Raw genomic sequence first — 13,096 nt, 5'->3', positions numbered from 1 at the left:
CCTCATGACGAGCGCTTCAACACAGAGAACGACGGCGGTGCTGCTGGCGGCGGGCGCCGGGACCCGGCTGGGCCGAGGCCCCAAGGCCCTGTTGCCGTACCGCGGCACCACCCTGGCAAACCACGTGGCCGGGGAGCTTTTGCTGGGCGGCTGTGACGAGGTGGTGGCTGTCCTGGGTGCTGGGGCGGCGGACGTGGCGGACGCCGGGCTCCCGTCAGGGTCCCGCACCGTGGTGAATCCGGATTGGGCGAGCGGCCTGGGCGGCTCTTTCGCCCTTGGCGTGGCCGCCTGCCCCGCGGAAGCGGACGTCCTGGTGGCCCTCGTCGACCAGCCCGGGCTCTCGGCAGAGGTGGTCGCCCGGCTGCTCGCGGCGCACCGGCCGGGCAGGATTACGGCAGCCGGCTTCCGTCCCGCGGCCGGCGCCCCGCTGGATCGCGGGCATCCGGTCCTCTTCGATGCCGGGCTTGCCCGTGCGGCGGCCGCAACGGCCCGCGGGGACAAGGGCGCCGGCCCCTTCCTGCGCAACCACCCGGAGCTCGTGGACGTGGTGGACTGTTCCGATCTTTCCGACGGCGCCGACGTGGACACCCCCGCCGATCTGCACCTACTCGACCGGCCGGAATAACCCAGGGGGAACGGCGCGTTGTGACAGGCGAACCCGCCTACACACCAGGAGCCGTCTTGAACTTGTTTTCCCCCGTCACCCTTGGCGAACTGCAGCTGCCCAACCGGCTCGTCATGGCGCCCCTGACCCGTTCCCGTTCCGGCGAAGACGGCGTCCCCGGCGACATCGTCGTCGAGTACTACCGGCAGCGGGCGTCGATGGGTCTCCTTGTCTCCGAGGGCGTCTACCCGAGCTTTGCCGGGCAGGCGTTCGTACGACAGCCCGGCCTGGTCACGGACGCCCAGATCGCCGGCTGGCGCCGCGTCACCGACGCCGTCCACGCCGATGGCGGCCGGATCATCGCCCAGGTCATGCACTCCGGCCGGGTCACCCACCCGCTGACCAACGGCGGGCACCAGGTGGTGGCCCCCAGCGCGGTCGCCATCGACGGCGTGACCCGCACCTATGACGGCAAACTGCCCTACCCCGTGCCCCATGCCCTGGGCACCGAGGAACTGCCGGGGATCGTTGCGGAGTTCGTCACCGCTTCAGTCCGCGCCATCGAGGCCGGCTTCGACGGCGTCGAACTCCACGGCGCCAACGGTTACCTTTTGCATGAATTCCTGGCGCCGTCCAGCAACCTGCGCACCGACGGTTACGGCGGCAGCCCGGAGAACCGCGCCCGCTTCGTCATCGAGACGGCCGCGGCCGTGGCGGACGCCATCGGCGCCGGCCGGACCTGGCTGCGCATCTCCCCCGAACACAACGTCCAGGGCGCGCTGGAAACAGACCCCGCCGATGCCAGGGCCACGTACCTGGCGCTCGCCGAAGGCCTTGCCCCGCTGGGCCTGGCCGGGCTGAGCATCCTGCACCACGAACCGGCCGGCACCCTGGTCCGGGACCTGCGCAGCAGCTTTGCCGGTCCCGTGCTGCTGAATACCGGCTTCGGCACCGTCACCACGCTCCAGGACGCCCTGGACGTGGCCGGCAACGGCTGGGCGGACGCCGTGGTCGTGGGCAGGCCTGCGCTGGCCAACCCCGACCTGGTGCGCCGCTGGCGGGACGGGCTGCCGCTGAACGCACCCGACGCCGCAACGTTCTACACCGACGGGGCGGCCGGATACACCGACTACCCGTTCTGGGACAACTAACAGCACGACGCCGGCACAACGGCACCGGGCGAAACATGGCGCAACATTGTCTCGCTTTTGTGCCGGCGTTGGGCGCACGCTGGAGGTATGAGCACACCACGGACCTCAATCCCCGTGTTGGACCTGTCCACCGCCCGTAACCCGGACGGCAGTTTCAACACAACCTTCATCGACGCCCTGCGCATTGCCGCCCACGAGGTCGGCTTCTTCCAGGTGACCAACTACGGCTCGGCCAGCGGCCAGGTCGCCGAACTCCTGGACACGGTTGCCGGCTTCTTCAAGTTGCCGCTGGAGCAGCGCTTGGAACTGGACAACCGCAGCTCCGCACAGTTCCGCGGCTACACCCGGCTCGGCACGGAGATCACCCGCGGCCGGGCCGATTCCCGGGAGCAGATCGACTTTGGCCCGAATCGGGAGCCGCTGGACGACGTTCCGGCGGACCGCTTGTACCGGCACCTCCAGGGCCACAACCAGTGGCCCGACGGCTACCCGGAGCTGGAACGCGCGGCGGAGGCCTGGGCGCACTTGATGTCGGGCGTGGGGGCCGAGCTGCTGGCCGGGATCAGCGTGGCGCTGGGCCTGCCCGAGGACTATTTTGCCGAACCGTTCGCCGGCACTCCCGCATGGATGGCCAAGCTGGTGCACTATGTTGGCGGCCAGGTCCCGGCGGCGGGCACCCAGGGCGTCGGCTCGCATGCCGACTACGGCTTTGTGACCCTGCTGCTCCAGGATGCCGTGGGTGGCCTGGAGGTCCAGCCGCACGGCCGGGAGGATTGGATTGCCGTGGCCCCGATCCCCGGCGCGCTGGTGGTGAACCTGGGCGAAATGCTCGAGGTCGCCACGAACGGCTACCTGATGGCCACGGTGCACCGGGTCACGGCTCCCCCTCCCGGGGTGGACCGCTACTCCGTGCCGTTCTTTTGGTCGCCGCGGCTCGACGCCGTCATCGATCCCGTGACGCTGCCGGCCGCCCTGGCGGCGGAGGCGCCCGGGGTCAGCCAGGACCCGGACAACCCCATGTTGTCCTCCTACGGGGCCAACGTGCTCAAGGGGTGGGTGCGCGCCCATCCGGAAACCGCGCGCCTGCACTACCCGGAGCTGATCGCATGAGCACCACAGCGGGAGCAACCGCGGCCGCCGTCATGGACTGGCGGCTCCAGACGTTCGGGCTTTACGCCGATGTCCGCAACACCGCCCACACCGAGGGCGCCGCCGCGGCCCATGCACTGTGGGTGCGCGGCCGGGACGCCCTGTTCGCCCATCATCCGGCGTCGGCGCTCAATGAGGCAAAGAAAACCCGGTTCACCGGCTTGTCCGTGTCACCCTACGATCCCGCCTTCCGCCATGAGGCCACCCTGGACGGCACGGGCGCCGGGGAGGAAATGCTGGTCCAAACCGGCACCGACGGCACCGTCCCGTTCCTGAGGATCGGCAGTTTTGACGTCCCCGGCATTGGCCTGCTGGCCGCATGGAAGCTGCAAAGCTACGGCGGCGGCATCTTTGTCCCGTTCCGCGATGCCGGTTCCGGGCGCACCGGCGGCAGCTACGGTGCCGGCAGGTACCTGCTGGACACCATCAAGGGCGCCTACCTGGGCGGCAGCGGCGAGACGTTCATCCTGGACTTCAACTTTGCCTACAACCCCTCCTGCGCCTACGACGAGACCTGGGCCTGCCCGCTGCCGGGACCGGACAACCGGCTGGCACTGGAGATCCCCGTGGGCGAGCTGTACCTGGCAGATCTGGCGGACTAGGGGCGCTCTTCCTAAGAAGTCGCTTCCCTGGCTTGGCCCAGGGCCGTTTCACTCATTTCCTGGGCGAGCTGTACCACGTCGTACATGCCGATGACGGTCCGGCCCTGGCTGTAAGCCTCAATGGCGGCACCGTCGTCGTCCTCCTTGAAGTCCAGCCGAATTGCGGGCCGGATCTTCATGAACCGGGCGGCGTCACCGTGTCGCCAGGGCCCGGCGTGCCAGTCCCGGCCCATCTCTATCCAGAATTGCTCATCCACAATGTTGGTCGAGAGGCCGGGCTGGTCGAACACGGCAGCCAACCTGTCCCACACCAGGTCCCGAGACAAGCCGGTGCGCCACTTGTCCGCCAGCTGAAATATCTGGATGTCCGAACGAAATTGAGTGGGAAGTGAATTAGCAATGAGCAGCGGCCACAGAGCCGCGTTGGCAAGGTGGTGTGGGTCAACGATCAGAAGGTAAGCAAAGTAGGAAACGCCCAGGATAGAAACGACCCCACTGAAGATCCTTCGCCACCGACTTGGGGCAAATATCATTCCTCGGTTCTTCGGACTGGCGAAGTAGATCCCCACGGTAAGTGAAACGAGCGCAGACACCACGAGGAAGATCTTGAACACCGCACTTGCCGTGCCTGTTGTGGTGGACGTCAGGCTCATGGCCAGCGAGAGGACAGCCAATCCTGCCATGATGCAACCGGCCCGGATTCGAATCTTCTCGTCCTGCGCATGTGTCCGCATCCTTTCATCCAAGGCGCGCCGCCGGTCACTGTCAATCATTCCCTTATTGACCGGCGTCCAAGGTGGAGTTGCCGGCAGCGGCGAGGACACCTGCGAGCCCCATGGCCCTATGCTGGTGCCATGACGAAGACGTCGATCACCTCAGCGGCCGAGCTGGCCCGCGTTCTGGCTTCCACCGGGTACCTGGCGGACGACGGCCTGGCCACCATCGGCTTCTTGGCGCTGGGCATGGAGCGGCCGCTGCTGCTGGAGGGTGAGCCCGGCACGGGGAAGACCGCCCTGGCCGAGGCCCTCGCCGAAGCGTTTGGGCTCCCCCTGATCCGGTTGCAGTGCTACGAGGGGATCGACGCCTCCCAGGCACTGTATGACTGGGATTTCACGGCGCAGATCCTGCACCTTCGCAGCGTGGAGGCCGGCGGGCGCGGACAGTTGAGCGTCGCGGAGCTGGAAAGCTCGCTGTACGACGAGCGGTTCCTGCTGGCCCGGCCCATCCTGAAGGCGTTGCAGCAAAGCCCCGCGGTGCTGCTCATCGACGAGATCGACCGGGCCGACGACGAATTCGAGGCGTTCCTGCTGGAGGTCCTCTCCACCTACCAGGTCTCGATCCCCGAGTTCGGCACAGTCACGGCGGCCACGCCCCCCATCGTGGTGCTGACCTCCAACCGCACCCGCGATTTGCACGACGCCCTGAAGCGGCGCTGCCTCTACCACTGGATCGACCACCCGGGACTGGCCCGCGAGGTGGAGATCGTCCGCACCCGGCTCCCGCACATTCCCGCCCTGCTGGCCGAACAGGTCGTGGCCGTGGTGCAGCAGATCCGCGCCTCCGAGGACATCCTCAAGCCGCCCGGCGTCGCCGAAACCCTCGACTGGGCCCGGGCCCTGCACCAGCTGGGCCGGCCCGAGCTGGATCTCGCGTCCGCCGCCGCCAGCATTGGCGCCCTGTGCAAGTACCGGGAGGACACCGAACGGGTCACGGCCGCCCTCGCCAGGATGCTGGGCTAGCCCGTGGACACGGCAGGCCACACGGCAGACCACACCGCAGAGGAATTCCTGCTGGCCTTCGCCGCCACGGTCCGCGCGGCCGGGGTGAAGGTGACGGCCGACCGCTCCCGCAGCTTCGTCCAGGCAGTGGGCATGCTGGACCTGGGCCGGCGCATGGACGTCTTCTGGGCCGGGCGAGCCACCCTGTGCACAGCGCCCGAGGACCTGGCCCCCTACCAGCGCGCCTTCGAGGCCTGGTTCACCCCTATCCACTCCACCGCCGCACGTGCGCCCGGCACGGCCGCATCGGTGCGCCAGGCATCACTGGAGGACGACGCCGGCGCCACCGCGGGCACGGAAACCCTGCGCGCAGTCGCCAGCCGGACGGAGCTGTTGCGCCACCGCGACGTGGCCACGCTCGAGGACGCCGACAGGGCCCTGCTGAACCAGCTGTTCGAAAACCTTGACGTGCACCTGCCCACGCGGCCCGGTCGGCGCCGCCGGCTGAACCGGCACGGCGACGTGGACCGCGTCCGCACCCTCCGCGAACAGCTGCGCCGCGGCGGCGAACCGGGGCCCCTCCGACGGGCAAAGGCCCCGCGTAGGAACCGCCGGCTCGTCTGGCTCATCGACGTCTCCGGGTCCATGTCCCCCTACGCCGACAGCCTGCTCCGGCTGGCCCACCGCGTCATCGCGGCGGCCCCGACGCAGGTGGAGGTGTTCACCCTGGGCACCCGGCTGACCCGGGTGAGCGGGGCCCTGCGGGTGGCCGACGCCGAACACGCGCTGGCGCTCGCAGGCCGCACCGTCCCCGACTGGTCCGGCGGCACCCGGCTGGGCGAGGTCCTGCGGGCGTTCAACGACAGGTGGGGGCAGCGGGCTGTGGCGCGCGGCGCCGTCGTCGTTATTTGCAGTGACGGCTGGGAGCGGGGCGATCCGGCCCTGCTGGGGCGGCAGGTGGAGCGCCTGCACCACCTGGCCCGGACCATCATCTGGTCCAACCCGCACCGGGGCAAGGACGGCTACGAACCGGTGCAGCAGGGAATCAAGGCCATCCTTGCGCACGTTGACTATTTTGTAGGGGGTCATTCCCTGAAGAGTTTCGAGGAGTTGTTGGACGTGGTGGCACATGCGTGAGGTCATGAAGGATCTGGCGGCCGCGGTGGAGGCCGGGCAGACGGTGGGCTTGGGCACCGTGGTGCGCACGTTCCGGTCCGCGCCGCGGCCAGCCGGTGCGTCCATGATGGTCGACGCCGACGGCCGGGCCGTGGGGTCGGTCTCCGGCGGCTGCGTGGAGGGAGCCCTGTACGAGCTGGCCACCGAAGTGGCCGGGGACGGAACCCCCGTGCTGCAGCGGTACGGCATCAGCGACAACGACGCCTTCGAGGTGGGGTTGACCTGCGGGGGCATCCTGGACGTGTTCGTGGAACCCATCTCCGCAGCCACGTTCCCCCAACTGCCGGCGGTGGCAGCCGATGTGGCCGCCGGCCGGCCGGTGTCGGTCGTGACGGTCATCGAGCACCCTGACCCCGCGTGGCTGGGCCGGCACCTGGTGGTCCGCCCGGACGGATACGACGGAACCCTGGGCAGCGCCCGGGCCGACCAGGCCGTGGGCGACGACGTCCAGGGGCTGCTGGCCGCCGGACGCAACACCACGCTGATGTACGGGCCCGACGGCGAGCGCCGCGGTGACGGGATGCGCGTTTTCGTGGCCAGTTTTGCCCCTCAGCCTCGCATGCTCGTCTTTGGTGCCATCGACTTTGCCGCGGCCGTGGCCGTGCAGGGCAGCTTCCTGGGCTACCGGGTCACGGTGTGCGATGCCCGGGCCGTCTTTGCCACGGCCGCCCGCTTCCCGGTGGCCGATGAGGTGGTGGTGGAATGGCCGCACCGCTACCTGCAGGCGCAGATTGACGCCGGCCTGGTGGATTCGCGCACCGTCATCTGTGTGCTCACGCACGATCCGAAGTTCGACGTGCCGTTGTTGGAGGTGGCGTTGCGCCACGACGTGGCCTATGTGGGGGCCATGGGATCCCAGCGCACCCACCATGACCGGCTGGAACGGTTGCGCGAGGCCGGGGTGGGCGAGGCCGAACTGGGCCGGCTTTCGAGCCCGATCGGCCTTGACCTGGGCTCCCGCACTCCGGAGGAGACGGCGGTGTCGATCGCTGCCGAAATCATTGCGCTGCGGTGGGGCGGGCAGGGCGGGCGGCTGAGCGCCCTGGGGGTGCGCATTCACCACGAGCCGCTCACCGACGCCGCAAATGCGGAGGAAAACGCCACTGGGACGCTCTAATACGGATCCCCCAAGACTGCCCTAACCATCCTCCTGCCGGTCATGTAACGTGTTGCTCATCACGGGCTGGAGTCGGGCTGCCGCTGGTCTCCATAGGACTAAAGGAGATCTCAATGGCGAGTTCCATATCCATCACCGTCGACGTTGACGGGGTCAGTTACACGGACGACGTCGAGCCCCGGCTCCTGCTGGTCCAGTACCTTCGGGAGCGGCTGGGCAAGACCGGGACCCTGATCGGCTGCGACACCACCAACTGCGGAGCGTGCACCGTCCACCTGGACGGGGTCAGCGTGAAATCCTGCACCATGTTTGCCGTGCAGGCGGACGGGCACACGGTCACCACCATCGAGGGCATGGCGCAGAACGGCAAACTATCCCCCCTACAGGAAGCCTTCCACCAGTGCCATGCGCTGCAATGCGGTTTCTGCACCCCCGGGATGATCATGCAATCGGCATCCCTGCTGGCGGAGAACCCGCACCCCACGGAGGATGAAATCCGGGACGGCCTGGAAGGCAACCTGTGCCGGTGCACCGGCTACCAAAACATCGTGGCCGCCGTGAAGAGCGTGGCGGACGGCGTCGAATACGGCGACTCGGGCGTATCGGCCACCATTGAGGATACCCGGACGGGAGCACTGTCATGACCACCACGACGGAGGCGGCCGGTACCGGCAGGGCCGAGGTCGGCAAGGCCCGGCTGCGCAAGGAGGACAACCACCTGATCACGGGGCGTTCCCGGTTCACCGACAACATGGTCCTGCCGGGCATGCTGCACCTGGCCCTGGTGCGCAGCCCGTACGCCCACGCCAGGATCACGGCCATCGACGTGTCCGAGGCCCTGGCCTCCCCCGGAGTCATCACCGTATTGACCGGCGCCGACGTCGCCGGCGAGCAAGGCAGCCTGCCCAACGCCTGGCCCATCACCCCTGACCAAAAGGCGCCCGCCCACCCGGCCATTGCCGTCGACGAGGTTGCGTTTGCCGGCGAGGTGGTGGCCTGCATCGTCGGGCGCACGGCGGCAGCCGCGCGGGACGCCGTCGAACTTGTGGATGTCAGCTATGACGAGCTGCCCGTGGTCCTGGACCTCGAGGAGGCCGCGACCGACGCGGTACTGGCGCACACCTCCCTTGAGTCGAACCGCTCCGCGACGTGGGTGTTCGATTCCGGCGAGGCCGGCACGGGCAAGCCCATCGCCGACGCCCTGGCCGGCGCCGAGGTGCTCATTGAGCGCACCTTCCACCAACAACGCCTCATCCCGGCGTTCATGGAGCCGCGCTCCACCGTGGTTGATCCGACGGGCGAACAAATCATCATGTGGTCTGCCACCCAGGTCCCGCACATCCTGCGCCTCATGCTGGCTCTGACCCTAGGCATCCCGGAAAGCAAGGTCCGGGTGATCGCCCCTGACGTGGGCGGCGGCTTTGGTGGCAAGCTCCAGGTCACGCCCGAGGAGATCATCACGGTCCTGGCCGCCCGGCACACCGGCAAACCGTGCAAGTACACCGAGACCCGCAGCGAGTCCCTGCAGGCGGCCCACCACGGCCGGGCGCAGGTGCAGCGGCTGCGGCTTTCGGCCACCCGCGAGGGCATCGTCACCGGCCTGGACGTGAACCTGCTGGCGGATATGGGCGCCTACCTGGGCCTTGTCACCTCCGGCGTGCCCATCCTGGGCGCGTTCATGTTCAACTCCATCTACAAGTTCCCGGCGTACCGCTTTGAGTGCACCAATGTGTTCACGAACAAGGCCTGGACCGACGCGTACCGGGGTGCCGGACGCCCCGAGGCGACCTTCGCGATCGAGCGTCTCATGGACGAACTCGCCGTAGAGCTGGGCATGGACCCGTTGGAACTGCGGGAGAAGAACTGGATCAAGCACGAGGAGTTCCCGTTCACCACGGTGTGTGGGCTCGAATATGACTCCGGAAACTACGAGGCCGCCACCGCGAAGGCCTTGGAGCTCTTCGACTATGACGGGCTGCGCGCCGAGCAGGCGCAGCGGCGGGCCGCCAACGATCCCGTCCAGCTGGGCATCGGCATTTCCACGTTCACGGAAATGTGCGGCCTGGCCCCCTCCCGGGTGCTGGGCGCGCTTAGCTACGGCGCCGGCGGCTGGGAACACGCCCAGGTCCGGGTGCTGCCCACCGGCAACATCGAGGTCGTGACGGGTTCATCGGCCCACGGCCAGGGGCATGAGACGGCCTGGAGCCAGCTCGTGGCCGACAAGCTGGGGGTGCCGTTCGAGAACGTCGAGGTACTCCACGGCGACACGCAGATCTCCCAGCGCGGCCTGGACACCTACGGGTCGCGGTCCCTCGTGGTGGGCGGCATGGCCGTGCTTGCCGCCGCGGACAAGGTCATCGACAAGGCCAAGGTGGTGGCCGCGCACCTGATGGAGGCCAGCGAGGACGACATCGAATTCTCCGCCGGGGCCTTCACCGTCAAGGGCACGGACAGGTCCACCTCGCTCGGGGAAATCGCCCTGGCCACGTTTGCCGCGCACAACCTGCCGGACGGTTTTGAGCCGAACCTGGATTCGGACGCCACCTTCGATCCGGTCAGTTTCTCCTTCCCCCACGGCACCCACCTGGCGGCCATGGAGGTGGACACCGAAACCGGGGCGGTGCACATCCGCAAATACGTGTGCGTCGATGACATAGGGGTGGTGGTGAACCCGCTGATCGTCGAGGGCCAGGTGCACGGCGGGCTGGCCCAGGGCATCGCCCAGGCGCTCTACGAGGAGGCCGTGTACGACGACGCCGGCACCCTCGTCACGGGATCGTTCGTGGACTACCTGGTCCCCAGCGCCCCGGACCTGCCGCACTACATCACGGGGCGCACGGAGACCCCGTCCACCACCAACCAGCTCGGCGCCAAGGGCGTGGGCGAGGCCGGCACCATCGCCTCCACCCCCGCCATCGTCAACGGCGTGCTCGACGCCGTGCGGCACCTGGGCGTGAAGGACATCTTGATGCCGTGCTCGCCGTCGCGGGTCTGGCGTGCGCTGGAAGAGGCCAAAACCGCCGGCACCAACACCACAGGAGGAGTGCAATGATTCCGAGCGCATTCGACTACGCGGCACCCGCCACGGTCCAGGAGGCGTTGGGCCTCTTGGCCGCCGCCGGCTCCGCCGGGGACGACGTCAAGGTGTTGGCGGGCGGGCAGAGCCTGATCCCCGTCATGAAGCTGCGCCTGGCGGACCCGTCCATGGTGGTTGACCTGGGCCGGATTGCCGGTCTTTCGGGGGTGAGCGACGACGGTGACGCCCTGCTGATCGGCGCCATGACCCCGCACCACGTCATCGCCACCGATCCCCTGGTTGCCGCCCATGTGCCGTTGCTGGCGAAGGCGGCAGCCACCGTCGCCGATCCGCAGGTCCGCCACCGCGGCACCTTTGGCGGCGCACTGGTCCATGCCGACCCCGCCGGGGACATGCCAGCACCCGTCCTTGCCGCCGGCGCCACGTTCATCCTGGCCGGGCCCGGCGGGGAACGCCGCGTTGACGCCGCGGACTTCTTCAAGGGCTACTTCACCACCGCCGTAGCCGACGGCGAGATCCTCACGCACATCCGGGTGCCCAAGTTCACCGGCTGGGGCGCCCACTACGAGAAATTCACCCGGGTAGCCCAGCAATGGTCAATCGTGGCCGTGGCGGCCATGCTCAGGGTGGAGGGCGGCACCATCGCCGAGGCCCGCGTCGGCCTGACCAACATGGCCAGCGTGCCCGTACGGGCCGGCGGGGTCGAACTAGCCCTGGCGGGTGCGCCGCTGACGGTTGAGGCCATCGCCGCCGCGAGCGTCCACGCCGTCGACGGCACCGATCCGGCCAGCGACCTCAACGGCGACGCCGACTACCGCCGGCACTTGGCCCAGGTGCTGACCAGGCGGGCGCTCATCGCGGCGGCCGGGCTGTAGGCGGGGACCCATGGAACTCAAGCACCACTTCACCGTTCCGGGCTCGCTGGAGGATACGTGGCATGCGTTCAACCAGCTGCAGGACATTGCGCCCTGCTTCCCGGGTGCCACGCTGACCTCCGTGGACGGCGAGACGTTCACCGGCACCGTCAAGGTCAAGCTGGGGCCCATCGCCATGATGTACGCGGGCACGGGTGAATTCATCTCGCGTGATGAGGCCACCCACACCGTGGTCATCTCCGCCAATGGGAAGGACAAACGCGGCAACGGCACGGCAGGAGCCACCGTCACCGCCGTGTTGGCCGCCGACGGCGATTCCACGGCTGTGTCCGTCACGACCGACATGAACGTGACGGGCAAGCCCGCCCAGTTCGGCCGTGGTGTCATCCAGGACGTGTCCGACCAATTGCTGGCGCAATTCGTCCAGTGCGTCATCGGCAAGGTCGGGGCACCGGTGGTCGAGCCTGCCGAGACCCCGGTGGTCGAGCTTGTCGAGACCCCGACCGTCGAGCCCCCTGCAGCCGAGACCCCTGCGGTCGGGACCCTGCCGGCCGCACCGGCAAGCGCCCCGGTACCCCCACCCGCGACCGAGCTGGATCTGGGTTCGGCGGTGTTACCGGTTCTCGCCCGGAGGTTTGGACCCATGGTGCTGGGCATCGTCGCGGTACTGGCATTGGCCGTGTGGCTGGCCCGGCGCCGCCGTCGCTAGCCTTGCGGCGGCACTGGCCCGCCGCCGTCGTTCACTGGCCGCGGTCCTGCAGCCTTTTTGGGCTGGGGTACGCGTCGCGCATGTGGTCGCTGGTTAGGAAATCGGCGATCCCGATCATGAGCGCGGCAAAAATGATTTGTTCCACCACCATCCAGTACGGGTACAGTCCGGGGATGGTGGCCACGATCAAAGTGATGACGGGGAAGATCTGGCTAAAGAGGCGCAGGCGCTGGTAGCCCCAGTAGTAGCCGCCCTTGGCACGCCACGCAAAGAAGAACAGCGTCAGGGTCATGAACAACACCACGATGCCGCGAAACCAGACGGCGAAGCCCACGGGCGTGCCGCGCACCTCGAAAACGAGGGCGATGACGATGGCGCTGAGGCCCACCACCACCTCGGCGGCCAGGATCCATTCGACCCAGCGGAAGGCCCGCTGGGTGCGGGGGTGATCCCGCATGGCGGCATCGATCACGTAGTGTCCGTTGCGGCCGCCGGCCAGCTTGTCGATGTCCAGCCCGAGGATGGTCAAAGGTTTCATGAGAACAGCGTAGTGGGCGGGCGCGGAATTCCGGCGGTGCTCTACTGGGACATGCCGGGCCGGACGGGGACATACCCAATGGCGTTGCGGCGGTGGATGGGTTTGGCCGGCGCCCGGTTGAAACCCTTCGCGTCGAGGTTGTTCTTGTCGCGGAACGCGGCCAGGGCCTCGTCATAGAGTTCGTTCAGCCGCCGGCCCGTGAACGTCTCCTGGCTGCCGTCGGTAAAGGTGACCGAAAGCTGCAGCTTTTCGGGAAAGCGCCTGCTCATGCGGATGAAGCCGTCGGAGTCTTGCTGGAGATTGATCAAAAGGAAATCCTTGCTTGGTGGTTATGGCCAAAGACCAGTGTCCCGCATTCGTGCGGTGTGTATACTTTCACGCATGTCCCTGCCTATCTTTTTCACTCCGCCCCTGGGGCGT

Annotated in this window: 14 protein-coding genes; 11 read left to right on the top strand and 3 right to left on the bottom strand. The window is 68.3% G+C overall.

What is annotated here, in order from left to right; translation table 11 throughout:
• Positions 1 to 4: 4 nt before the first annotated feature.
• From nboR to AL755_RS10850, 4 genes are all read left to right on the top strand, one after another.
• Positions 5 to 625, top strand: a complete 621-nt coding sequence (gene nboR, locus AL755_RS10865; RefSeq protein ID WP_054011023.1) for a nicotine blue oxidoreductase — start codon at positions 5 to 7, stop codon at positions 623 to 625.
• A 56-nt stretch (positions 626 to 681) separates the two neighbouring features.
• Positions 682 to 1,755 (top strand): alkene reductase, encoded by a 1,074-nt coding sequence (locus AL755_RS10860; protein WP_054011022.1) that lies wholly within the window; start codon positions 682 to 684, stop codon positions 1,753 to 1,755.
• Between the two features lie 87 nt (positions 1,756 to 1,842).
• A complete protein-coding gene (locus tag AL755_RS10855; protein ID WP_054011021.1) occupies positions 1,843 to 2,865 on the top strand; it encodes an isopenicillin N synthase family dioxygenase in 1,023 nt (340 codons plus the stop codon).
• Positions 2,862 to 3,506 (top strand): DUF1684 domain-containing protein, encoded by a 645-nt coding sequence (locus AL755_RS10850; protein WP_054011020.1) that lies wholly within the window; start codon positions 2,862 to 2,864, stop codon positions 3,504 to 3,506. Before AL755_RS10855 ends, AL755_RS10850 begins: the two co-directional genes overlap by 4 nt.
• Before the next feature lie 11 nt (positions 3,507 to 3,517).
• Here AL755_RS10850 and AL755_RS10845 read toward each other — a convergent pair whose 3' ends face one another.
• Positions 3,518 to 4,279: a hypothetical protein gene (locus AL755_RS10845; RefSeq protein WP_054011019.1), complete on the bottom strand. Its 762-nt coding sequence runs from the start codon at positions 4,277 to 4,279 to the stop codon at positions 3,518 to 3,520.
• An 81-nt stretch (positions 4,280 to 4,360) separates the two neighbouring features.
• Between AL755_RS10845 and AL755_RS10840 the strand changes: the two genes are divergently transcribed.
• From AL755_RS10840 to AL755_RS10810, 7 genes are all read left to right on the top strand, one after another.
• A complete protein-coding gene (locus AL755_RS10840; protein ID WP_054011018.1) occupies positions 4,361 to 5,245 on the top strand; it encodes an AAA family ATPase in 885 nt (294 codons plus the stop codon).
• Between the two features lie 3 nt (positions 5,246 to 5,248).
• On the top strand, positions 5,249 to 6,361 hold the full coding sequence (locus tag AL755_RS10835) for a vWA domain-containing protein (RefSeq protein ID WP_054011017.1): 1,113 nt from the start codon (positions 5,249 to 5,251) through the stop codon (positions 6,359 to 6,361).
• Positions 6,354 to 7,517: an XdhC family protein gene (locus tag AL755_RS10830; protein ID WP_054011016.1), complete on the top strand. Its 1,164-nt coding sequence runs from the start codon at positions 6,354 to 6,356 to the stop codon at positions 7,515 to 7,517. Before AL755_RS10835 ends, AL755_RS10830 begins: the two co-directional genes overlap by 8 nt.
• A 113-nt stretch (positions 7,518 to 7,630) precedes the next feature.
• Positions 7,631 to 8,161, top strand: a complete 531-nt coding sequence (locus tag AL755_RS10825; protein ID WP_054011015.1) for a (2Fe-2S)-binding protein — start codon at positions 7,631 to 7,633, stop codon at positions 8,159 to 8,161.
• Positions 8,158 to 10,569: a xanthine dehydrogenase family protein molybdopterin-binding subunit gene (locus AL755_RS10820; protein WP_054011014.1), complete on the top strand. Its 2,412-nt coding sequence runs from the start codon at positions 8,158 to 8,160 to the stop codon at positions 10,567 to 10,569. Before AL755_RS10825 ends, AL755_RS10820 begins: the two co-directional genes overlap by 4 nt.
• A complete protein-coding gene (locus AL755_RS10815) occupies positions 10,566 to 11,429 on the top strand; it encodes an FAD binding domain-containing protein (RefSeq protein ID WP_054011013.1) in 864 nt (287 codons plus the stop codon). The genes AL755_RS10820 and AL755_RS10815 overlap by 4 nt, the downstream gene beginning before the upstream one ends.
• 10 nt (positions 11,430 to 11,439) lie before the next feature.
• The gene (locus tag AL755_RS10810; RefSeq protein WP_054011012.1) at positions 11,440 to 12,138 is read left to right on the top strand and encodes an SRPBCC family protein; all 699 of its coding nucleotides are present in this window, start codon (positions 11,440 to 11,442) and stop codon (positions 12,136 to 12,138) included.
• A 31-nt stretch (positions 12,139 to 12,169) separates the two neighbouring features.
• Here AL755_RS10810 and AL755_RS10805 read toward each other — a convergent pair whose 3' ends face one another.
• Complete coding sequence (locus AL755_RS10805; RefSeq protein ID WP_054011011.1) at positions 12,170 to 12,676, bottom strand: hypothetical protein; 507 nt, start codon at positions 12,674 to 12,676, stop codon at positions 12,170 to 12,172.
• Between the two features lie 41 nt (positions 12,677 to 12,717).
• Positions 12,718 to 12,984, bottom strand: coding sequence for a hypothetical protein (locus tag AL755_RS10800; RefSeq protein ID WP_054011010.1), 267 nt, complete (start codon positions 12,982 to 12,984; stop codon positions 12,718 to 12,720).
• Positions 12,985 to 13,096 lie beyond the last annotated feature (112 nt).

This window comes from Arthrobacter sp. ERGS1:01 (assembly GCF_001281315.1).
GTDB lineage: Bacteria > Actinomycetota > Actinomycetes > Actinomycetales > Micrococcaceae > Specibacter.
Note: the sequence above shows the minus strand (reverse complement) of the source record. Positions and strands in the feature narration are given on the sequence as shown.